Genomic DNA, 21,736 nt, shown 5'->3' with positions numbered 1-21,736 from the left:
CCTGGTAGACGGGTTGATCACCACAACCATCACCGTCATCGCCAGGAGCTTCGGGTGCTGTTCTATCGTGCTGCCGTCGATTTGTCGCGTTCAACGCTGAACTACGTGGCCGGACTGATCCGCAGGCGGCGCAAGGCCATCGGATCGACGTGGCGGCGGCTCAACCCCGGGCAGCAGGCGCTCCTGGTGCTGGTCTATCTGCGCAAGGGCGAGACATTCGCCGAGGTCGGAGCGGGTTTCGGAGTGTCGGCGGCCACCGCGTGGCGGTATGTGGAGGAAACCGTCGCCCTGCTGTCGGCTCGATCACCGAAACTGGCGACGGCGCTGCGGAAGGCCACGAAGGACGGCCTGCACTACCTGGTCTTGGACGGCACGCTCATCCGCACCGACCGAGTGAAGGCCGACCGGCCCTACTACTCGGGCAAGCATCGCGTGCATGGGATGAACGTGCAGGTCATCGCGGGACCGGACGGGACCATCGTGTGGACCTCCGGTGCGCTGCCAGGCAAGACCCACGACCTGACCGCCGCCCGGATCTGGGGCATCCTGCGCGCGCTCGACCAAGCCGGGATCATCACCCTGGCCGACAAGGCCTATCAGGGCGCCGGGGCCGAGGTGCTGATCACGCCGTACAAGGGCAGGAACAAGCCCGAGTCTCAAAAGCAGGCCAACCGGTCACACGCCAAGCTCCGCGGGCCTGGTGAGCGCGCGAACGCCCAGCTCAAGAGTTGGCGCATCCTGCGCAAGCTGCGATGTAGCCCGAGCAAGACCGGCCACCTGGTCAAAGCCATCGCGGTCCTTCAGAACCATCGGGTAGCACACGCCTCCCGAGGATGAAATTGGCTCAAGCCACACTTTCCATGCCGGTCTGCGTTCCAATGGTCACTGTGCGGACCAGTGCGAGTCCCCGCCAGAGTACTGCTGTGATACTCCCTGTGTCAACCTCCCGCCGTGTTCGGGGTGAGGAGGGCTGCTGCAGCGCCGTGTTTGGCGGGGTCGTAGGCGATGCCGTCGTTCCAGCATCGCCAGATCACCCGGATCCAGGCGCGGGCCAGGATGCGGACGGCGTGCGGGTGGTCTTTGCCTTCGGCGCGGGCGCGTTCGTAGATGGAGGCGGCCCAGGGGCTGGCGCGGCGGCTGTTGTCGGCGAAGGTCGTGATGGCGCGGCGCAAGCGCTTGTTGCAGGCCCATCGGAAGTGCACGGCGCGGTGCTTGCCGGACTGTTTGGTGACCGGTGTGCAGCCGGCCAGGGCCGCGACGGAGTCGGGTCCGGCGTAGGCTGCTCGGCAGTCGCCCCACTCGGCGAGCATCTGGGCGGCGTTGATCTGACCCGACCTTGGCAGCGACGTGAAGATCGCTCCGTCCGGATGCTCCCCGAGGTGGGCGGCGATCGAGCGATCCAGATCCTTGATCGCCCCAATCAGGGCTTTGAGCACGCCGACCAGGGCGATGACCGCGTCCCGCAACGCTTCGGTGAGCGCCTCGGCCGCGATCCCGGCCGGGGCGTGACGCAGCCGGGCCAGCAGCTCGGCGGGAGAGCGGCGGCCGCTGTAGCCGTGCTTGACCAAGAACGCGGCCATGCGCTTTTCGCCCAGGTGCGCGGCCGAGGCGGGGGTCGGGTAACGGGTGAGGAAGTCCAGCGCGATCGGCGAGGCCAGGTCGGCGAAGACGGCCTTGGCGCCCGGCCAGGAGGCATCCAGCAGCGCGGCGAGCTGGTTAGTGGCCGCCACCCGGGCCTCAACCAGGTCATCGCGCGTGCGCACCAGGGTGCGTACCGCCTTTGTCTGGTCGCTGAAGGGGGCGGCGACCTGGAGCTTGTGAAGGCGCAGGCGCAGGTATTCGGCGATCACCGCGGCGTCGCCGGCATCGGACTTGGCGCCCGACAGCACCTCACCGTCGCGCCAGGTCTTGATCGCGTTCGGTTTGACCGGGACGACGGGGTATCCGGCCTCCAGCAGCAGGTCGACCAGCCTGCCGTTGGGACGTTCGATCGCGATCGGGACAGCGGCCGGATCACCGAGCTTGGCCAGCCGGCCGATCAGCGAGGCGATGCCATTGGTGCTGTGCGCGATGACGAATTCAGCGGTGATCTTCCCGCTGTCGTCCATCACGCACACCGCGTGACTTTCCATGGCCCAGTCGATCCCGACGAACCACCGCGCCGGGGGCAGCGCAAGCGACACCTGAACTCCTTTGCCTGGCAGCGACGACCCGGCGAGGAGGCTGGCTACCGGGCGATCACTAACCGGCGCTCTGCGGCGCTACTCCCTGTTGCCGGTCTACAGCCTCGGGGAAGCCGGGGGCGGCGGCATCACAGTGGCCCTTCACGGGCGATCAACACAGGCCGTCACCCCGGCTCCCGCCGAGTCCCCTTCACGAGCAGCTTGCCACTGCCCGCAAGAAAGAGGGTGCCCTAGTGATCACAGATGGAGACGGTCTCCTCTGAAGATCGCGTCTCGGGTGCGGGGCGAGGCTCAACGTCGTAGGAGCGACATCGTGGTCACGACTCACCTCGCAGCGGCGAAGCGTCCGCCCGGCGACCTTATGCGGTCGCCGGTGCCTGACGGCTCCGCCCGCGGGCGTGCTTCCTGGGATTTCGCACCCGGGAACGGGCCGTGCCGACTTGCGTTCACCGCCCTGGGAACGTATGTTCGAAGTAGCGGCGATTCTGCCCGAATCATCCGCCCGTCTTCCCCCGGGTGGCCACGAAGCCACAGGGAGAAGGAGTCTTGAGCAGACTTTACGGCGATCCGATCGAGGTGTGGGTCCGGGACGGGCGCCCTGCTCAGTTCGTCTGGCGTGACCGGCTCTACACCGTCCGCGAGGTCCAGGACCACTGGGTGGTCGCCAGAGAGTGGTGGAAGACCTCGGACGCCGATCCCGGCGAGCGGCGCTTCTGGCGAGTGGGTGCCGCGGCCGGCAAGGAGGTCGGGACCTATGAACTGCGCTTCGACACCGCCAGCGGCGGCTGGCTCCTGCTGAGGGCCTGGGACTGATGGGAACGCTCCAGCCACCCAACCGGGGGACGGGCCGCTGGAGGACGGACCGGGGACGGACGGGGGTGTGCCCGTGACGCGCGCCTTCGCCCACCTGCACGTGGCGTCCGCCTTCTCGCTGCGGTACGGCACCGCGTTCCCGGCCGCCCTCGTCCGGCGGGCCGCCGAGCACGGCATGGACACGCTCGCGCTGACCGACCGCGACGGCCTCTATGGCGCGATCAAGCACGTCATCGCGTGCCACGAGCAGGGCGTCCGCCCGGTCGTCGGGGTCGATCTCGCCCTCGACGGCGTCTCTTCCCTGCCCGGCTCTTCGGTGCCCGGTTCTTCCGTGCCGGACGACCTGTTCGAGGGCGGCCTGCCGTCCGGCCGCCGCACCGGTCACAGCCGCGGGCATGGGCACGGGCATGGGCACGGGCATGGCCGGGGGGCGGCGGCCGAGCCGGCGCGGGTCGTCGTGCTCGCGCGCACCGACGGCTGGGCCGCGCTATGCCGCCTGGTCACGGCCGCCCACCACGCGGGGGAGCGCGGCGCGCCGTACGTCACGCCGGGGATGGTGGCCGAGCACGCGACCGGCCCGGACGGGGAGCCCCGGCTGACCGTGCTGCTCGGGCCCCGCTCCGGCGTCGGCCGCGCGGTGACCGAGCGGCGCGACGACCAGGCCAGGACCCTGCTGGCCGCCTGGCGCGCGGTGGTCCCCGACCTGGTCGTCGAGGTGTCCGATCTGTACGGCTATCGCGACGCGAGCACCGCCGCCCGCATGATCGGGCTGGCCGACTCGATGGGCGTGCCGGTCGTGCTGACGAACGCGGTCCGCTATCTGGACGCCGCCGATCACCAGGTCGGCAACGTGCTCGACGCGGCGCGCAAGCTGGTGCCCCTCGACGGGCGGCACCTCGACGACCCCACGGCCCACGCGTCCCTGAAGGACGGCGCCGAGATGGCTCGGGTGGCCGCGCGGATCTGCGGCGGCGACACCGGCCGGGCCGCGCGGCTGCTGGCCGAGACGCGCCGCGTGGCCGACCTGTGCGTGCTCGACCCTGTCGAGATCGTGCCCCTGCTCGACCCCGAGCGGCCCCGGCTCCACCTGCCTGAGGTCGGCGAGGACCCGGTGCCCCTGCTGCGGCGGCGCTGCGAGGAAGGGCTGGCCCGGCGGGGCCTGGAGCGCTCGGCCGAGGCGCGCGACCGGCTCGCCGCCGAGCTCCACGTGATCGAGAAGAAGCGGCTGTCGGGCTACTTCACGTCCGTCGCCGGCATCACGGACATGATCCGGGCGATGGGCGTGCGCTGCGCGATCCGCGGCTCGGGGGCGAGCAGCCTGGTCAACTACCTGATCGGCATCGGCGAGGTGAACCCGCTCGAACACGGCCTGTTGATGGAGCGCTTCCTGTCGGAGGGCCGCAAGGGCCTGCCCGACATCGACATCGACGTGGAGTCGGCCCGCCGCCTCGACTGCTACCGCGCGATCCTCGACCGGTACGGCGAGGATCGGGTGGCCTGCGTGTCGATGATGGAGACCTACCGCGCCCGCAGCGCGATCAGGGACGTCGGCGCCGCCATGGGCCTGCCGCCGCACGAGATCGACGTCATCGCCAAGGCGTTCCCGCAGGTGCGGGCCAGGCAGATCAGGGCCGCGCTGTCCGACCTGCCGGAGCTGCGCGACAGCGGGCTGAACGACCGGTCGCTGGAGACGGTGTTCCGCCTGGCGGAGCGGCTCGACGGGCTGCCCCGGCACATCGCGCTGCACCCCTGCGGCGTTTTGATCGGCAACTCCACGTTGCGCGACCGCACCCCGGTCGAGCGCAGCATGCTGGACTTCCCGATGTCGCAGTTCGACAAGGACGACGTCGAGGAGGCGGGCCTGCTCAAGCTCGACGTGCTCGGCGTACGCATGCAGTCGGCGCTCGCCTACGCCCTCCAGGAGGTCGAACGGGTCGAGAACCGGAAGATCGACCTCGACGCCGTCCCGCGCGACGACCGGGAGACCTACGACATGATCCGCCTCAGCCGCACGATCGGCTGCTTCCAGATCGAGTCTCCGGGGCAGCGCGAACTCGTCGCCAAGCTGGAGCCGCGCACGATGCACGACCTGATCGTGGACATCTCGCTGTTCCGCCCGGGACCGGTCAACTCCGACATGGTCACCCCCTACCTGGAGACCCGGCACGGCTTCCGCGAGGCGCGCTACCCGCACGAGTCGCTGCGCGATGCGCTCAGGGAGACCAACGGGGTGGTCGTCTTCCACGAGCAGGTCATGAAGGTCATCGACGTCATGACCGGGGCGGGGCTGTCGGAGGCCGACCGGGCCCGCCGCGCGCTCGGCACGCCGGAGGGCCGCGAGGCCGTACGCGCCTGGTTCGTGCCGCTCGCCAAGGAGAACGGCTACGCCGACGACGTCGTCGAGCAGGCGTGGAAGGTGCTCGACGCGTTCGGCGGGTTCGGGTTCTGCAAGGCGCACGCGGCGGCGTTCGCGCTGCCCACCTATCAGTCGGCCTGGCTGAAACGGCACCACACGGCGGCGTTCCTCGCGGGCGTGCTCACCCACGACCCCGGCATGTATCCGAGCCGGGTCATCCTCGACGAGGCCCGCCAGTGCGGCGTGGACGTCCTGCCCCTCGACGTCAACCGGTCGGGGAAGACCTGGCTGGTCGAGCGTACGAGCCCGGCCGAGGGCGGGCCGGTGGAGGGCGGGCCGGTGGAGTTCGGCCGTGGATACGGCCTGCGGGTGCCGTTCTCGGCCGTACGGGGGGTGAGCGAGGCCGAGGTGGAGCGCATGGTCGCGGGCCGGCCCTACACCTCGCTGGCCGACTTCTGGGAGCGGGCCCGGCCCTCACGGCCGGTGGCCGAGCGGATCGTGGAGGTCGGCGGGTTCGACGCCCTGCACGGCCTGCGGCCGGGGGAGCCGCGCTGGCGGCCGGGCCGGCTGACCAGGCGCGACCTGATCGCCCAGGTCGGCGCGCTCGACCGCGGCTCTCCCGCGGGCGCGGAGGGGCAGCTCCCGATGGGATTCACCGAACACGTCATGCCCGGAGAACTGCCGGAGATGACCGAGGCCGAGGCCGTCGAGGCCGAGCTGGAGATCCTCGGCATGGACGTGAGCCACCACGTCATGGACTTCTACCGCGACCTGCTCGACGCGATCGGCGTGACGCGGGCCAGGGATCTGCTCCGGCAGCGCAACGGCGCGGAGATCCTGGTCGCGGGGGTGAAGGTCGCCACCCAGACGCCCGCCGTGCGGTCGGGGCAGCGGGTCATCTTCACCACCCTGGACGACTCCACAGGACCGATCGACCTGACGTTCTTCGAGTCGGTGCAGGCGCACACGGCCGCGACCGTGTTCGGGTCGTGGCTGCTGGCCGCCAGGGGAGTGGTGCGGCGCACCGGGGGCCGGGCGGTCTCGCTTCGCGCCGTCCACTGCTGGAACCTCGCCGACCTCGACCGCGTGTGGCGCACCGAGGGGCTCGACGCCGTACGCGCCCTGATCAGCGAGGTGCCCGTGCCCGGCGCGGGGGTGGGCGGACGGCCCATCGAGTATGGCAACGGCTTCCGGGTGTCGCCCTACTCCGACAACGGCGCCCCGCCCTCCGCACGCGAGGGGCGGTTCCTCGGCCATCCGTCCGCGCCCCAGCGGCGGCTCTGGCACGCCAGCTCCGGCAGCTCGGGACCGCCGCCCGGCCGGTGATCCTCCTCGCCGCCGTTTCCCGCGCGGCCGGAGGCCGTGGGGCCGGGCTCGGAGCGCGGGACATCCGATCCGCTCCCTTCCGGGCGGCCTCCCGCGGGTGCCGCCGGCCTGCCGGACGGCCGTTCGGCCTGGTCGAGCGTGCTGCCGAGGCGGACCTGCGGCCGGACGGCGGGCCGTGCCGTCCGCTTCCGGCCGGCGCCCGCGTGCCGGAGGGTGACCTCGCGGACGGCCGAGGCGCACAGGAGCGCCGCTACGGCGATCGCGGCGGCCTGGGCCGTGCCGAGGCCGGTCAGACCGTCCCGGGCCGGGCCGGCGAACACCAGGCCGAGCGCGGCCAGCCAGCTCATCCACCAGCAGGCGAGGACGACCAGCCACCGCGTCCGGTCTCCGGCGCCGTACGGCTCGCCCCGCGCGGGATCGCCGCTTCGCATGATGCCGCCGTTTCGCCGGGGTCGCCCCGCCGGGCCCTCGCGCCAGGCCAGGTCGGCGAGGAACGGCGGGACCACGAGGTTGACGCCGGGCACGAGGCACGCCGCCGCGAGCGCGACGGGCGGAGTGCCCGGGCGCACCAGCCGCAGCCAGCCCAGATAGGCGGCGGCGCACGCCACGGTGGCGCCGATCGCCAGCAGGACCAGCACGGCGAACGCCGTGGCCGCGCCGCTGACGGTCCGGGCGGCGGGAGAGGCGGGATCGCCGCCGAAGGCCGCGATCTGCGCGGCCAGACGCCTGCCTCTGGTCTCCTCGAACACGGCGAGCGCGGTCACAGACACGACCTGGGCGGCGAGGGCCGCGTACACGCCAGCGGCCGCCCGGTTCAGCGCTGACGATCTGGACCGCATCTGTTCTCCCCCGCGCCGGGTGTGTGACCTGCCTCACTCTTATCCCGTCCGCGATGGCGTTAATCCGGTCGGGGACCACCTCGCCGCCTAATCACTCTCGATGAGCTCAGGGCACTTTTCTGCGACGATGCGGGCCAGCTCGGTGCGAGATGCGATGTCGAGCTTGCCGAACATCCGGCGGAGGTGGGTGGACACCGTGTGCGGGGAGAGGAACATCCGCTGGGCGATCTGGCGATTGGTCATCCCCTTGGCGATCAGGCCGGCGACCGCCCGTTCAGTGTCGGTGAGGCTGTCCCAGCCAACGGTCGGCCGCTGTGATCGGCCCCAGTGGCGGCGCCGCACTCCGAGCGCCCGCAGCCGCGCTCGCAGGCGGGCCACGTCCCAGAGCGCACCGATGCGCTCGTAGCCGTCGAGCGCCTTGTCCAAGGCGTCGACGGCCTTCGCGGTGGTGCCGGGGCCGGACGCGGTGGCCAGCAGGACGCCGAGGTCTTCGGTGACCAAGGCGCGTGCCCACGGTTCGGGCTGGTCGACGGCGGCCGCCAGCGCGTCGGGGTCCTGGTGGAAAAGTCCCCAGGAGTGAACGAACGTGGTGGTGAAGATCGGGAAATCCGGGTTGTTCCGGGCCAGATACTCGGCCGTGTCAAGGACGGCCCGCGCGTACGGGCGGTTCCCCGCCGCCAGCGCCGCCCGGGTCATCCAGGCGGCCATGAGAGGCGTCGTGAGGAGTGCCCAGCGCCGTTTCTCCTCGTCGGTGTAGATGGCGTCGAGAATGTCGACCGCGCGCCCGGGATCACCTTGGGCTTCGGCCACCGCCGCCATCACCCACTTCTCCCACACCGATCCGAACAACATCTCGGGCGCGGCGGGGATGGACTGGAAGCGTTCGATGTGCCGGACCGCGGCGTCGATGTCGCCCTGCCGCAGGGCGATGACAGCGAGTATGGACAGCCCGACGCGGATGAACCCGTGGGTGCCGAGTTCTTCGGCGGTCATGCTCCCGGCCTGGGCCTCGGCGGCGGCGTCGTCGAGTCGGCCGGCGCCCAGATGCAGAACGGAGCGGAACAGCGCGGGTTCTGCGGCGAGCACGGTCAGCCCGAGGTCGTTGATCTCCTCCTCGGCGGCCCGGATGGCGATCTCGGCCGCGTCGAACTCGCGCATGGCCCTGTAGTAGAGGCTCAGTATCAGGCGCGTATACGGGCGCTGAATGGCTTCGGCGGCGCCGCGTTCGGTGATGCGCAAGGCTTCGCAAAGGTGCGCGTACGAGTCGGCGATCCGCCCGTCCACCATGGCGAACCGAGCGAGCAGCAGAAGTGCCCCGACGACGGCGGCATCGGTGTGCCGCTCGCGGCCGGCGAGAACGGTTTCCGCCCGGTGCCGTCCTTTGCGGAAGTCGTTCAGACAGGTAAGCCCCCAGAACATCGTCCATTCGGCGATGCCGCGAAGGTCATCGGGCAGGTCTTTGCGGGCGAGCAGGTTTTCGGTCTCGGACACCGCATCCGCCGGCCGGCCGCTCAGCAGCAGGATGTGCGCCAGCGCGCAGCGCAGGCGAGGCGCATGAAGAGGCGGGGCCCTGCCAAGCGCGGAACGGGCGAGATCCGCGGCCTCGGACAGCCGTCCGATGACCGTCAGCGCGTCGACGGCTGTGGCGGCGCGGCCGAACCAGGCAGGGTCGGCGGCGTCGCTGAGTTCCAGCGCCCGCATGGCGAGGTCCACGGCGGTCTGCGGTGAGGACCGCAGCACCTCCTGCGCCGCTCGGTCCAGCGCGAGCAGCGCGGAGGTATCACCGCGACCGGCACTGTGGATAAGGTGCGCGGCGGCGGGAACCGCCGATCCGCTTCGCTTGAGCAGCATCTTTCCCGCATCGTGGTGCATGGCCCGGCGTACGGAGTCGGGGATGGTCCCGATCACCGCCTGCCACAGCAGGTCGTGCCGGAAGGACAGTTCATCTCCGGCGGGTTCGATGATGCCCGCCGACATCGCCTCTTCCAGCATCGGCAACAGACCATTGGTCGATTCGCCGAGCATCTCGGCCAGATCCTTCACCGAGAACGACCGGCCGAGGATTCCGGCGCACTGAAGCAGATATCTGGTCGGCGCGGACAGCCCTTCCAGGCGTTCCTGCATGATCGCCTGAGTGCGCGGCGGGGACGCCGCCATCCGCGCGCGACCGTCGGCGATCTGGAAGACGCCCTCCCTTTTGGACTTCTCCAGCAGATCGACGAGCAGGAAGGGGTTGCCGTCCACGATGCCGGCCAGGGCCAGCACGTCCGGGTCGGGCTTCGCCCCGAGGACGTCGGCGACGACGTCCGCCACCGCTTCCTGGTCCAGCGCCTTCAGGGTGATCCGGGTCGCGCCGTCACGTTCCAGCAGGTCGAACAGGCAGTTGAGGCGGGGACAGTCGCCGCCGCCGGTCGTACGGCTCAGCACCCAGACGAGCGGATAGGAGGCGAGATCCCTGGTCATCGACCGCAGCGCCAGCAGAGTTATCGGATCAGCCCAGTGCAGGTCGTCCAACGCCAGGAGCGTCGGTTCCCGGGCCACCCGCTGCTCCAGCTGTCCCTGCAGGTGTTCCACCAGCAGCAGCCGCTGATCGGCGTGACTGTAGACGCTCATCTGAGCGGCCACGGGAAGCGCATAGCTCGATTCCCCGAGCGCCGAGGTGAGCGGGGCGAGGGGAATCAGCTGGGTCAGTTCGTCCGCCGCGCCCTGAGCGACTCCCAGCCCCGCCTCCGGCGCCGCGGCGGTCGTGATGCCGAGCAGGCGACTCTTCCCGACACCTGACCGGCCCTCGACCAGTAGGACCGCACCCCGGCCTACCCTGGCCTCCTGCAGCAATCCGGCGACAATGGTCCACTCGCGGGCGCGACCGCGCCAACCGGGCCACGATGATCGGCAGAAATCGGACCAATCATCAGTTCCGCGATCGGCATCGGTCAAATGCCCCATAAATCCATAAATCACCCATATGTCGGTCGTGTCAAGCGCGAGGCCGGAGGGGCCTGCGACGCCTCCGTCTTCGTGATATCCCCTTTGCCGGCACGCCGTCACCCACTCGCGAATGTAATGCCTCTACCTGGATTTATCCTCTTTGGTTCCGGACCAGCTGGGCCGGAAGCTGGGCGATCGCCTCGGATGGCTCGGTCGTCTATTTCCGGAAAACGGTCGGCAGGACCTTTCGGCGGGCGTCGAAACGACGCGGCCCTAGCCTGCACGGGCACATGCCCTCGCACCTTGGAGGCCGTTCATGACCGACGCCCCGCCGACCGACGACCGCGAGCCCGCGCGGGTCGTGGCCGAGATGATCGACCACGTGCTCCCGCCTGGCGGCGACCTGGACCGCCTGGGACGGCCTGCCGGTGCCCTCGGAAGATCGGATCTACACCCCGCATAAGGCGATCCGCCGGGTGGCCGACCATCTCGTGGACCATCTGGCGGAGATCGAGGACCGGCTGGCCGGCCGCGTGCCCCTGCCCGACCACTGGCATGCGTCGATGATCACCACTGCGGCCGACCTCGCTCCGTTCACCGAGCAGGATCTCGACGAGGCCCGCAGCAGGCTCACCCGGCTCGCCCGGATCTGGACGGCCCGTCTGGAGGTGCTGAGCCCGGAGCAGCTCGACCACTCGCCCGGGGCGGGCTGGACACTCCGCCAGGTCGCCTTCCACCTCGGCGGGTCGGTCTACTACGCCGACGCGGTGGGTGACCTGTCGCTCAGGAGGTGAGCGCGCGGACGACCTCGGCGGCGGGGCCTGGCGGAAGGGTCGCGTGCACCAGCTCGACCCGGTGGACGATCCTCGGCGCGGCCAGCGGCACCCGGACCCCGCACGGCGCGGCGGACGCGGGCAGCAGGGTCAGTCCGTGCCCGGCCGCGGCCAGGCGCGCTGCGACGGCCGGGTCGTGACCCTCATAACGGATGCCGGGCCGCAGCCCGTCCAGCCGTGCCACCGCGCGCAGGCGGTCGAGCGGCATCACCTCGGGGGCGTCCACCCACAGGGCATCGGCCAGGTCGTCCAGCCGCAGGCCGGACCGGCCCGCCAGCGGATGTCCTTCCGGCAGCACGACCACCAGCTCCTCCTCCCGTACGCCGACGGTGGTGAGCGGCCCCGCGTCGGGGAGGTTCAGCGGGTCGGAGGGCGCGGCCGGGCCGTCGGCCAGCGCGAGGTCGGCCTCGCCCGAGGCCACCAGCGCCACGGCCGCCGCCGCGCCCGCGATGCGCAGCGTCGTCACCCCGGCCAGCGCCGCCGCCGTGTCCGCCGTAAGGGCGAGGGGCCCGGCGGCGACGGTGAGGGTCCGCGGCTGGGCGGACAGCCGCGCCACGTCCGCCCGCGCGGCCCGCAGCCGCAGCAGCAGCGGACCCGCGTGCTCCAGCAGGCGCTCGCCCGCCCGGGTCGGCCGTACGGGGCGGCGGGTCAGCAGCGGCACCCCGAGGTCGGCCTCCAGCGCGGCGATCTGCTGGGACACCGCGGGCTGGGTGTAGCCGAGCCGGTCGGCCGCGGCCGAGAACGACCCCTCGGCGACCACGGTCACGAAGGTGCTCAGCAGATGAGGGTCCACGACATCAGCATCCCTTATACGAACACCGGAAATCATCATTTGTCATTAAGTTCGCACGTCGCCAGCATGGAGGTCATGAGACCCCGCATCGCGCTGGTGGGCGACCGGTCACCCACCGTCCGTTCCCACACCCGCATCCCGCTCATCCTCGACGCGCTACGCGAGCGTGAAGGGCTGGACCTCGACGCCTACTGGATCAGGACCGACGAGGTCGCGGATCTCGGCGGGTTCGACGGCGTCTGGATCCTGCCCGGCAGCCCCTACCGCAGCGAGCAGGGCGCGATCACGGCCGCGCGGACCGCCAGGGAGAACGCGATCCCGCTGCTCGGCACCTGCGCCGGTTTCCAGCACGCGCTGCTGGAGTATGCCCGCCACGTGTGCGGGCTGAGCGTGAGCCACGCGGAGAACGACCCGGCCGCCCCCGACCCGCTGATCAGGCAGCTCGCCTGCTCCCTCGCCGGTCACGAGGCGGCGGTCCGGCTCGTCCCCGGCTCGCTCGCCGAGCGGATCGTCGGCGCCGACCGGACCGTGGAGCGCTACTTCTGCTCCTACGGGCCCGATCCCGCCCATCTGGCGACGCTGGAGGCGCACGGCCTGCGCTTCACCGGGCACGACGACGAGGGCGAGGTGCGGGTCGCGGAGCTGCCCGGCCACCCTTTCTATCTCGTCACGCTGTTCCAGCCCGAGCTGGCCGAACGGCAGCCGCACCCGCTGGTGCGGGCCTTCGCCGCCGCTGCCGCCGCCCGGGCCGCGCTCACCCGAACACCAGATCCCGTACGGCTCTGAGCGTGGGCTCGTCACGGGGGCCCATGACGAGCAGCGTGGTGACCGGGCTGCGACGCCACAGTTCCAGCCGCTCCCGGATGCGGCCGAGCGGCCCGAGGAGCGCGATGCCGTCGGCCAGTTCGTCGGGGATGGCCGCGAACGCCTCGTCACGGCGGCCGGCCAGGTACAGCTCCTGGATGCGGCGGGCCTGCTCCGCGTAGCCCATGCGGCCGATGATGTCGGCGTGGAAGTTGCGGGTCTTGGCCCCCATGCCGCCGATGTAGAGCGTCAGCATCATCTTCACGCCGTCGAGCGCGGCCCTCAGGTCGCCGGTGACGACCACCATGACCATGGCGGCGATGTCGAACCCCGGTTTCGCGCCGGACAGGGCGTCGCCGTACATCGCCTCGATCTTCTCGGGGAAGGCGAACAGCGGCAGCCAGCCCTGCCCGATCTCGGCGGCGAGCGCGACGTTCTTCGGGCCCTCCGCGCCCAGGTAGACGGGGATCTCGGGCCGCAGCGGGTGGGTGATCAGCTTGAGCGGCTTGCCGAGGCCGCCGGGCAGCGGCAGCGGATAGTGCGGGCCCGGGCTGGTCACCGGCTCCTCCCGCCGCCAGACCTTCCGCATGATCTCGACGTACTCGCGGGTGCGGGCGAGCGGCGCGGCGAACGGCTGCCCATACCAGCCCTCCACGACCTGCGGGCCCGAGGCGCCGACGCCGAGCACCAGCCGGCCGCCGGTGAGGTGGTCGAGCGTCATCGCGGTCATCGCGGTCGTCACCGGGGGCCGGGCGGACAACTGGGCGACGCTCGTGCCGAGCTTGATGCGGCTGGTCCGCGCGCCATACCAGGCCAGCGGGGTGAACGCGTCGCTGCCGTACGCCTCGGCGGTCCACACCGACTCGTAGCCCAGCCGTTCGGCGGTCAGCACCACCTCGGTCGCGTCGTCGGCGTTCCGCTGCCAATACCCGAGGTTCAGCCCGAGTCTCAGATCATCGGCCACACGCGTGATTAGAACACGTTCTATGAATCCCGGCCAGACTCCGGATAGGCGCGGGCGAGGTGCTCGGCGACGGCGGCCGCGGCGGCCCCGGCGTCGCCGTCCTCGATCGCCCGATGGATGCGCCGGTGGTCGTCCTGCAGGCCGCCGGTGTCGCCGAGCCGTACGACCGCGTCCACGGCGTAGCGGCGCAGGGCGTCGCGCAGCGCGCGCATGACCGCCATGATCAGCCGGTTGCCCGCCGCCTCCGCGAGGGCGAGGTGGAACGCGATGTCGTGCTCCACGAACTCGGCGGGGTCGCGGGCGGCGTCCATGGCCGCGATCGCCTCCGCCATCCGTCCGGTCGCCGCCTGAGCAGAAGCCGCCTGCGCGGAAGCCGTCTGCACGGAAGCCGTCTGTGCGGGAGCCGTCTGTGCCGAAGCCGCGCGGGCCGAAGCCGCGCGGGCCGCGGCCCACTGCTCGATCATCAGCCGGGTGTCGATCACCTCGCGCATCGAGAGCGTGGCGAGGCCGAGATGCAGCCGGAGCAGGTCGGTGAGCGCCTCTCCCGGGCGGGAGGTGAGCACCGCCCCGGCGTCCGGGCCCCGGCCGGCCTGCGACGCGACCACCCCGAGGGTCTCCAGCACGCGCAGCGCCTCCCTGACCGACGACCGGCCCACGCCGAGCTGCTCGGCGAGCTGCCGTTCGCCCGGCAGCCGGTCGCCCACGGTCAGGCCGTCGGCCGCGATCCGCTCCTCGATGCGCGCGAGCACCTCCTCGAAGGCGCGCGGGCGGGCGTCCGTACGCCGGCGATCTCCGGGGGTCACCACTGCTCCTCCGATGCCTGGTGTCGCCGCATGCGCACCAGGATGTATGGTCTGACCATATTTGGTCTGACCATACACGTCAGGAGGGCATGTGCGGGTAGCCCTGTTCGTCACCTGCGTCAACGACACGCTCTTCCCGGACACCGGGCGTGCGGTCGTGCGCCTGCTGCGCCGCCTCGGCGTCGAGGTGGACTTCCCCCGCGCCCAGACCTGCTGCGGCCAGATGCACGCCAACACCGGCTATCGGGACGAGGCCGTACGGCTGGCCCGGCGCAGCGTGGCGGCGCTGCGCGGCTACGACGCGGTCGTCGTCCCCTCGGGTTCGTGCGCGGCCATGATCCGCGAGCAGTACCCCAAACTGGCCGGGTCGTCCGGGCCCTTCGCCGACGCGGTGGCGCAGGTCGTGCCGAAGACCTACGAGCTGACCGAGTTCCTGATCGACGTGCTGGGGACGACCGACGTGGGGGCCTACTTCCCCCACCGGGTCACCTACCACCCGACGTGCCACTCCCTGCGCGGCATCCACCTGGGCGACCGCCCGCTGACGCTGTTGCGCCAGGTCAAGGGGCTCGAACTGGTGCCGCTGCCGGGCGCGGAGGAGTGCTGCGGCTTCGGCGGCACCTTCGCGCTGAAGAACGCCGACGCGTCGGCGGCGATGTGCGCCGACAAGGTGCGCGCCGTCCTCGACACCGGCGCCGAGGTGCTGTGCGCGGCCGACAACTCCTGCCTCATGCACATCGGCGGCATGCTCGGCCGCCAGAAGTCCGGCGTGCGGGTGACGCACCTGGCCGAGATCCTCTGCTCGACCGAGACGGCGGGGGTGCGATGAGCGTCACCTTCCTCGGCATGCCGGCGGACCGTCCCTTCCCCCGCAACGCCGCGAGAGCCGTACGGGACTCGCAGCTGCGGTTCAACCTGCGCAAGGCGACCCGGACGATCAGGGCACGGCGGGCGAGCGTCGTCGCGGAGGCGCCCGACTGGGCCGAGCTGCGCGAGGCCGGCCGTGCGATCAAGGAGCACACGCTCCGCAACCTGGACGAATACCTGGTGCGGCTGGAGGAGTCCGTCACGGCGGCCGGGGGCCACGTGCACTGGGCCGCCGACGCCACCGAGGCCAACCGGATCGTCGCCGGCCTGGTGAAGGCCACGGGCGAGACCGAGGTCGTCAAGGTCAAGTCGATGGTCACCCAGGAGATCGGCCTCAACGAGGCGCTGCTCGAGCAGGGCATCACGGCGTACGAGACCGACCTGGCCGAGCTCATCGTGCAACTGGGCGACGACCGGCCCTCGCACATCCTCGTCCCGGCGATCCACCGCAACCGCGCGGAGATCCGCGAGATCTTCGCCGAGCACATGTCCGGCTGGGGGCGGCCCGCCCCCGAGGACCTGACCGACGAGCCCGCCGCGCTGGCCGAGGCGGCCCGGCTCCACCTGCGCGAGCGCTTCCTCAAGACCAAGGTCGCGATCTCCGGGGCCAACTTCGCGATCGCCGAGACCGGCACGCTGGTCGTGCTGGAGTCCGAGGGCAACGGCCGCATGTGCCTCACGCTGCCGCGCACCCTGATCAGCGTGGTCGGCATAGAGAAGGTGCTGCCGACCTGGCGCGACCTGGAGGTCTTCCTGCAACTGCTGCCCCGCAGCTCGACCGGGGAGCGGATGAACCCCTATACCTCCATGTGGACCGGCGCGGCCGAGGGCCAGGAGTTCCACCTCGTGCTGCTCGACAACGGCCGCACCGGCGTGCTCGCCGACGAGGTGGGGCGGCAGGCGCTGCGCTGCATCCGCTGCTCGGCCTGCCTCAACGTCTGCCCGGTGTACGAGCGGGTGGGCGGCCACTCGTACGGGTCGGTCTATCCCGGGCCGATCGGGGCGATCCTGACGCCGCAGCTTCGCGGCATGGGCTCCGAGCTGGACCGCTCGCTGCCGTACGCCTCCTCGCTGTGCGGCGCGTGCTACGAGGTCTGCCCGGTGGCCATCGACATCCCGTCCGTACTCGTGGACCTGCGTTCCCGGGCCCGCCACCCCTGGCCGGAGCGCGCCGGGATGGCGGCGGCCGGATGGGTGTTGGAGCGGTCGGGACGGCTCGCGCGCCTGCAGCGGGCCGGGGCACGGCTGCGTCGGCTCGTGCCCCGCAGGCTCCCCGGGCCGCTCGGCGGCTGGACCGACACCAGAGACCTCCCCGAGGTGCCGAAGGAGTCGTTCCGCGACTGGTGGGACCGCACGGACGGAGGACGCCGATGAGCTCCCGCGACCTGATCCTCGGCCGGGTCCGCCGCGCCCTGGCGGGCGTGCCCGACGTCGAGATCACCCGCGCCTACCGCGGGCCGTCGGACGAGCCGGGTGACATCCGCCTGTTCGAGGAGCGCGTCCGCGACTACCGCGCCGTGGTCCACCTCGTGGACGAGCCGGGCGTGGCGGAACGCGTCGCGCGGTCTCTCGCCGATCGCGGGGCGCGGCGGGTGGTCGTGCCCGCCGGGTTCCCCGCGCCGTGGCTCGCCGCCGCGGACGCGGAGGCGGTCGCCGACGACCCGCCGCTGAGCGCCGCCGAGCTCGACGCCGTGGACGGCGTGCTCACCACCTGCGCGGTCGCGATCGCGGAGACCGGCACGATCGTCCTCGACGCCGGGCCGGGCCAGGGCCGGCGGGCGCTCACGCTGGTGCCCGACTATCACCTGTGCGTGGTGCGGGCCGCAGAGATCGTCGCCAACGTGCCGGACGCCGTCGCCCGGCTCACCCCCACTCGGCCCCTGACCTGGATCAGCGGCCCCTCGGCGACCAGCGACATCGAGCTGAACCGGGTCGAGGGCGTGCACGGCCCCCGCACGCTCGAAGTGCTGATCGTGACCTGACCCCGGCGCGAGCACCCGGGCGCGAAGACCTGGGCGCGACAGCCCGGGCGTGCTGACCCGGGCGCGAAAGCCCCGGATCGCAAGCCGGCGGTCGCACGCCCTGGGTCGCACGCCTACACGTCACTAGCCGTTCCGGGTCATGAACCCGGGGGTCAGAAGCGCAGCAGCGCGCCGATCCCGTCGGGAGACTCCAGCCTCGGGACGAACCAGAGCTCGGCGTCGGTCGCGGCCACCGCCCGTGCGAGGGCGGCGTCCGCGCGTTCCCGCATGGGCTCCTCGACCCCCCAGGCGGCCAGCTCCGCAGGGTCGGTCGACAGATGCGTGGGCTCTGGGCCGATCCACATCATGGCCGTGGAGGACGGGTCGTCGTGCATCAGCAGCACGGCCACCCGCCGGTCGCGCAGCGCGCGTGCCGTCTCCGCCAGGCCCGCCACGGCGTTGCCCGACGCGTACGTGTTCAGCAGCTCCTCGCAGCGCCGCTCGATCCAGGCCCGGCAGGCCTCTTCGACCTCCCGCCGGAAGTGGTCCAGGTCGGCGCCCGGGGCCCGGCTGCCGTGCTCGGCCACCGTCAGCCGCCGTACGACGTCCTTGCCGAGGTGGTCGGTCACGAGCCCGCGGGCCTTGGGATCGCCGGCGAGCACCACGACCTCCGCGCCGATGCGGTGCGCCTCCTTCTCCACCACCTCGGCGAGGGCCACGGCGTTGCGGCGCCAGCCCTCCTCGACCTCCCGGTCGAAGTTGGCCTGCGACCAGCCGCCCTGGCCGGTCTTCTGGAGCGGCCGGGTCGGGTCGGCCACCTCCACCGTCAGCTCGCGCCGCCGCCCGTCGGCCACCACCGCGACGTCGCCTCCGGCCCGGTCGGCCAGCACCTCGATGTGCGGCACGTGCTCGCCGCGCTGCGCGAGCAGCGGCACCACGTGAGGCAGCGGCGACCAGCGTGCGGTCTGCCGGCGCGGACGGTGCCGGAGCGCCTCGGTGAACACGACCTCGCCCTCCACGGCGAAGACCGCGCGCCCGGGCGCGGCCCACGCCGGATCGGACATCAGCTCGCCGATGGGGTCGAGCGCGGAGGCGGGCGCTCCCTCCTCGGCGAGCCGTTCCCTGAGCTGCGCCCACCGGCGCTGGACGACGTTGGCCGTGCCCTCGGAGGACCGGTCGGTGTCGACGTATACCGAGGCGTACGGGCCACTGCGCTCGTACAGCCCGCGGATGAAGTCCAGTCTCACGGGCCCTCCCTACCAGCGCTGGCGTTCGACTCCGAGTCCAAGGGCCTTCGCGACCTCCGCGATGTTGTGGAACGTCATTTCGGGCAGCCGCCGTACGGCCTCGATCACGGCGTCGGGAGCGTTCTTGCGCCGGGCGTGGGCGATCAGCCTGGCCGGGTCGGCGGGGAACCCGGCGTCGCTGAGCCAGGTGGCGAGGTGACTGCGGCGTTCCACGTCGGCTGGGGTGATGCCGAGCGGCGTCCCGGGCTCGTGCCCGGGCGGGTGCCGGCGGGGCGGCGACATGTCGTCCTCGGGCTGCTGCGTCGGCTCGGGCTCGCGCCACTCCTCGACGCGGGTGGGTCCGGCGCCCTGCACGAGGCCTTGCGTCTCGTGCTTCTGCTCCTCGTCGAGCCGGCGGCCGTGTTTGTCGCTGCCGCGCTGGATACTCATGACCTCACCTCCCGATTAGGGTCACTGACGTGCCTCGTACCCGGACCGCCTGCCCCAAACATCGGGAGCGGTGCGGCCGTGTCCCACATAACCCCCGACGGGTGAAAAATCCTCTTCTGGGATGGAGCGACGTATTGTTCGACGAGCGGCTGACGATCAACACGGAACGGCTGATCCTGCGGCCGTTCGGTCCCGGGGACGCGGGCCAGGTGCGGGCCATCATCGAGGACGGCGCGCACACCACCGCGCTGCCCCCGGGCGCACCCGGGCACGCGTCCGGCATCGCGCAGTGGCTGTCGTACGGCGTGCACGAGCTGTGGCGCTCGGGCCAGGGCATCCACCTCGCGATGCACGCGCGGCACGGCGTGGTCGGGTCGATCACGGTCTTCAAGGCCCAGTGGGGCATGGGCACCGCCGAGGTGGGATACGGCGTGCATCCCGGCTACCGCCGCCGGGGATACGCGACCGAGGCGCTCCGCGGTCTCGTCGGCCGCCTGCTCGGGGAGGGTCCGCTGCGGCGGATCGAACTGCGGGCCAACGCCGACAACCTCGCGTCGATCAGGGTCGCGGAGAAGGCCGGCTTCATCCGTGAGGGACTGCTCCGCGGCGCGGGATTCGAGGACGACGGCCCGCACGACCTGGTGGTCTTCGGCAGGCTGCGCGGCGACGAGCGGTCGGTCCCGCGCCGCAGGATCGAGAGCGAGCGGCTGGTCCTGCGGCCGTTCGCCCGGCAGGACGCCTTCGACGTGGTCGACGCGGTCAAGGGCGACCCCGAGATCGCCCGATGGATGCCGTGGGCCGAGGGTTACACGCTGGAGCGGGCGCTGGAGTGGTGCACCCGGCTCGCGCACGCGAACGGCCCCGGCTATGGTGGCAACTTCGCGATCCAGCCGAAGGACGGGGAACGGCTCGCCGGAGCCATCGGCGTGCAACGTGAGGACCATGAACGCGGGGACGCCGAGCTCGGCTACTGGATCGCGCCGTGGGCCCGCCGCAGGGGGTACGCGGTGGAGGCCACGCGACTGGCGACGGCCTACCTGTTCGATCTCGGCTTCCATCGGGTCCACCTGCTGGTCGCGACGGGCAACCGCGCGAGCCAGGGGGTCGCGAGGAAGGCCGGGTTCATCGAGGAGGGCATCATGCGCCGGGCGCTGCCGGTCCCCGGGGGCTGGGCCGACGCCGTCCTGTTCGGCATGCTCAACGGGGAAATTTCATGGCAATAGGTAAAGAATCCCCCTAGCCCCTGTGCCCATCGGTCAAGTGGCCACCATGATTGGGGGCCGGAAGGCTATCCTCGCCAGCCGTGAGCCTCCCGCCGGCCGGTGAGCGCGCATCCAGATGCGGGAGATCCGTCCCGGCACGCGAACGGGGTGGCGCCGGCCCGGGCGGGGCGGGGGATTGTGAACGACACGCAGGTCAACTGCAGGGGAGATCAGCTAGATGAAACCGCCGCTGCTGCTCATCGGCCACGGCACCCATGATGAGACCGGCGTCGCCGAGTTCGGCAGGTTCGTTCACCGCCTCCGCTGCCGCCTTGACGGGCTTCCCGCCGAGGTGAGCGGCGGCTTCATCACGAACGCCCGCCCCCCGCTCGGCGACTCCATCGCCTCTCTCGTGGCCCGCGGACACCACCACCTGATCGCGGTGCCGCTCAGCCTCACCGGCGACCGGCGCGCGCTCGGGGACATCCCGGGCACCATGGCACTGGAGCAGGAGCGGCATCCCACGCTCGAATACGACCTCGGCCGCCCCCTCGGGCCCGACCCGCGCGTGCTCAGGCTCCTCGCGGAGCGGCTCGCGGACGCCCGCGCGGAGATGCCGCGGTTCGTGACCGACGAGCCGCCCGCCGAGATCGCCCCCAGCGAGACCGCGGTCGTCCTGGTCGGGCACGGCTCCACCGACCCCGCCGTCAACGCCGAGGTCCACCGGGTCTCGCGGCTGTTCTGGGAGACCCACGCCGCCGACCTGCTGACCGTGGAGACGGCGTACGTGTCGCACACCCGCCCCGGCGTGCCGGGCGGCCTGGAGCGCTGCCGCAGGCTCGGCGCCAAGCGCGTGATCGTCCTGCCGTACGTCCTGTTCGCCGGCGGAGTCCTCGAACGCATCTGGGCCCAGGCCCTGGCGTACGGCGCCAACCACGAGGGCCTCGACATCCGCTGCGCCGAGGTGATCGGCGACTGCGAGGGCCTCGCCGACGTGGTGATCGACAGGTATGAGGAGGCGCTCGCCGGAGGCGGTCAGTCCTCGGCGCCCGCCGCCCGCCGCCCGTCCCCCGGGCTGCCGGTGACCCGGCCGCCGTTCCCCCCGCGGCGTACGCCGGAGGCGGGCCCGGGCGCCGCGAAGGACGCTGGCCTCGTGACCGCCATCGCCCCGCGGCTGACCACGGCCGGGGAGACCGGCGGCGAGCCGCTCGACGCGGACGCCTTCCAGGGAGTCGACGGCGAGAGGCCGGAACCGGAAACGGCAGGCGCTGACGGGGCCGATAGCATGATCGGCGTGGCCGGCCGCGGCGACGCGGGGGAGGAGCCCCGCGGAGACGCCCCGGACGGGCCGCTCCCCCAGCCCGGAATCGCCAGCGTGGTGTAACCGG

General features: G+C 72.0%; 18 protein-coding genes. 11 read left to right on the top strand and 7 right to left on the bottom strand.

The window, feature by feature from the left end:
- The first annotated feature begins 54 nt into the window (after positions 1-54).
- On the top strand, positions 55-837 hold the full coding sequence (locus OHB01_RS00430; RefSeq protein ID WP_142652781.1) for a transposase family protein: 783 nt from the start codon (positions 55-57) through the stop codon (positions 835-837).
- Positions 838-938: 101 nt separating this feature from the next.
- Here OHB01_RS00430 and OHB01_RS00425 read toward each other — a convergent pair whose 3' ends face one another.
- Positions 939-2,183, bottom strand: coding sequence for an IS110 family transposase (locus OHB01_RS00425; RefSeq protein WP_328854139.1), 1,245 nt, complete (start codon positions 2,181-2,183; stop codon positions 939-941).
- Positions 2,184-2,729: 546 nt separating this feature from the next.
- Between OHB01_RS00425 and OHB01_RS00420 the strand changes: the two genes are divergently transcribed.
- Together OHB01_RS00420 and OHB01_RS00415 are read left to right on the top strand one after the other, a co-directional pair.
- A complete protein-coding gene (locus OHB01_RS00420) occupies positions 2,730-2,996 on the top strand; it encodes a DUF6504 family protein (RefSeq protein WP_142650107.1) in 267 nt (88 codons plus the stop codon).
- 73 nt (positions 2,997-3,069) lie between these two features.
- Positions 3,070-6,678, top strand: a complete 3,609-nt coding sequence (locus OHB01_RS00415; RefSeq protein WP_328854773.1) for a DNA polymerase III subunit alpha — start codon at positions 3,070-3,072, stop codon at positions 6,676-6,678.
- Positions 6,679-7,604: 926 nt separating this feature from the next.
- On the opposite strand, the gene OHB01_RS00410 is transcribed toward OHB01_RS00415, so the two are convergent.
- A complete protein-coding gene (locus OHB01_RS00410; protein ID WP_328854772.1) occupies positions 7,605-10,454 on the bottom strand; it encodes a helix-turn-helix transcriptional regulator in 2,850 nt (949 codons plus the stop codon).
- Positions 10,455-10,761: 307 nt separating this feature from the next.
- On the opposite strand from OHB01_RS00410, the gene OHB01_RS00405 reads away from it, so the two are divergent.
- Complete coding sequence (locus OHB01_RS00405; RefSeq protein ID WP_205830732.1) at positions 10,762-10,908, top strand: hypothetical protein; 147 nt, start codon at positions 10,762-10,764, stop codon at positions 10,906-10,908.
- A 13-nt stretch (positions 10,909-10,921) separates the two neighbouring features.
- Positions 10,922-11,239 carry a hypothetical protein gene (locus tag OHB01_RS00400; protein WP_205830733.1) on the top strand — a complete coding sequence of 106 codons (318 nt, stop codon included), beginning with the start codon at positions 10,922-10,924 and terminating at the stop codon, positions 11,237-11,239.
- Here the strand turns inward: OHB01_RS00400 and OHB01_RS00395 are convergent.
- The gene (locus tag OHB01_RS00395) at positions 11,229-12,071 is read right to left on the bottom strand and encodes a LysR family transcriptional regulator (protein ID WP_147943672.1); all 843 of its coding nucleotides are present in this window, start codon (positions 12,069-12,071) and stop codon (positions 11,229-11,231) included. The two genes, OHB01_RS00400 and OHB01_RS00395, sit on opposite strands and share 11 nt — an antisense overlap.
- Positions 12,072-12,146: 75 nt before the next feature.
- Between OHB01_RS00395 and OHB01_RS00390 the strand changes: the two genes are divergently transcribed.
- On the top strand, positions 12,147-12,857 hold the full coding sequence (locus tag OHB01_RS00390; RefSeq protein WP_328854771.1) for a glutamine amidotransferase-related protein: 711 nt from the start codon (positions 12,147-12,149) through the stop codon (positions 12,855-12,857).
- Here the strand turns inward: OHB01_RS00390 and OHB01_RS00385 are convergent.
- Together OHB01_RS00385 and OHB01_RS00380 are read right to left on the bottom strand one after the other, a co-directional pair.
- Positions 12,826-13,839, bottom strand: coding sequence for an LLM class F420-dependent oxidoreductase (locus tag OHB01_RS00385; protein ID WP_142650113.1), 1,014 nt, complete (start codon positions 13,837-13,839; stop codon positions 12,826-12,828). The two genes, OHB01_RS00390 and OHB01_RS00385, sit on opposite strands and share 32 nt — an antisense overlap.
- Before the next feature lie 20 nt (positions 13,840-13,859).
- A complete protein-coding gene (locus OHB01_RS00380; protein WP_147943670.1) occupies positions 13,860-14,642 on the bottom strand; it encodes a FadR/GntR family transcriptional regulator in 783 nt (260 codons plus the stop codon).
- Positions 14,643-14,733: 91 nt separating this feature from the next.
- Here OHB01_RS00380 and OHB01_RS00375 point away from each other — a divergent pair, with 91 nt between their 5' ends.
- The 3 genes from OHB01_RS00375 to OHB01_RS00365 are packed head-to-tail and all read left to right on the top strand — an operon-like array spanning position 14,734 to position 17,491.
- On the top strand, positions 14,734-15,471 hold the full coding sequence (locus OHB01_RS00375) for a (Fe-S)-binding protein (RefSeq protein ID WP_328854770.1): 738 nt from the start codon (positions 14,734-14,736) through the stop codon (positions 15,469-15,471).
- The gene (locus OHB01_RS00370) at positions 15,468-16,883 is read left to right on the top strand and encodes a lactate utilization protein B (RefSeq protein ID WP_328854769.1); all 1,416 of its coding nucleotides are present in this window, start codon (positions 15,468-15,470) and stop codon (positions 16,881-16,883) included. Before OHB01_RS00375 ends, OHB01_RS00370 begins: the two co-directional genes overlap by 4 nt.
- Positions 16,880-17,491 (top strand): LutC/YkgG family protein, encoded by a 612-nt coding sequence (locus OHB01_RS00365; RefSeq protein WP_328854768.1) that lies wholly within the window; start codon positions 16,880-16,882, stop codon positions 17,489-17,491. The genes OHB01_RS00370 and OHB01_RS00365 overlap by 4 nt, the downstream gene beginning before the upstream one ends.
- A 152-nt stretch (positions 17,492-17,643) precedes the next feature.
- Here the strand turns inward: OHB01_RS00365 and OHB01_RS00360 are convergent, their stop codons facing one another.
- Positions 17,644-18,717, bottom strand: a complete 1,074-nt coding sequence (locus OHB01_RS00360; RefSeq protein WP_142650118.1) for a Vms1/Ankzf1 family peptidyl-tRNA hydrolase — start codon at positions 18,715-18,717, stop codon at positions 17,644-17,646.
- A 9-nt stretch (positions 18,718-18,726) separates the two neighbouring features.
- Complete coding sequence (locus OHB01_RS00355; RefSeq protein ID WP_142650119.1) at positions 18,727-19,146, bottom strand: DUF2795 domain-containing protein; 420 nt, start codon at positions 19,144-19,146, stop codon at positions 18,727-18,729.
- A gap of 134 nt (positions 19,147-19,280) precedes the next feature.
- Between OHB01_RS00355 and OHB01_RS00350 the strand changes: the two genes are divergently transcribed.
- Positions 19,281-20,369 carry a GNAT family N-acetyltransferase gene (locus tag OHB01_RS00350; protein WP_240971840.1) on the top strand — a complete coding sequence of 363 codons (1,089 nt, stop codon included), beginning with the start codon at positions 19,281-19,283 and terminating at the stop codon, positions 20,367-20,369.
- Positions 20,370-20,586: 217 nt separating this feature from the next.
- Positions 20,587-21,732, top strand: coding sequence for a sirohydrochlorin chelatase (locus OHB01_RS00345; protein WP_205830735.1), 1,146 nt, complete (start codon positions 20,587-20,589; stop codon positions 21,730-21,732).
- Positions 21,733-21,736: the final 4 nt, after the last annotated feature.

The organism is Microbispora hainanensis (assembly GCF_036186745.1).
Classification (GTDB): domain Bacteria; phylum Actinomycetota; class Actinomycetes; order Streptosporangiales; family Streptosporangiaceae; genus Microbispora.
This window is presented reverse-complemented; position numbering and strand designations above follow the sequence as displayed.

Bases quoted from the DNA above. Each gene is read 5' to 3' on its own strand.
- OHB01_RS00405 (WP_205830732.1), top strand. From the start codon at position 10,762: ATGACCGACGCCCCGCCGACCGACGACCGCGAGCCCGCGCGGGTCGTG.
- OHB01_RS00345 (WP_205830735.1), top strand. From the start codon at position 20,587: ATGAAACCGCCGCTGCTGCTCATCGGCCACGGCACCCATGATGAGACC.
- OHB01_RS00365 (WP_328854768.1), top strand. From the start codon at position 16,880: ATGAGCTCCCGCGACCTGATCCTCGGCCGGGTCCGCCGCGCCCTGGCG.
- OHB01_RS00390 (WP_328854771.1), top strand. From the start codon at position 12,147: ATGAGACCCCGCATCGCGCTGGTGGGCGACCGGTCACCCACCGTCCGT.
- OHB01_RS00370 (WP_328854769.1), top strand. From the start codon at position 15,468: ATGAGCGTCACCTTCCTCGGCATGCCGGCGGACCGTCCCTTCCCCCGC.
- OHB01_RS00355 (WP_142650119.1), bottom strand. From the start codon at position 19,146: ATGAGTATCCAGCGCGGCAGCGACAAACACGGCCGCCGGCTCGACGAG.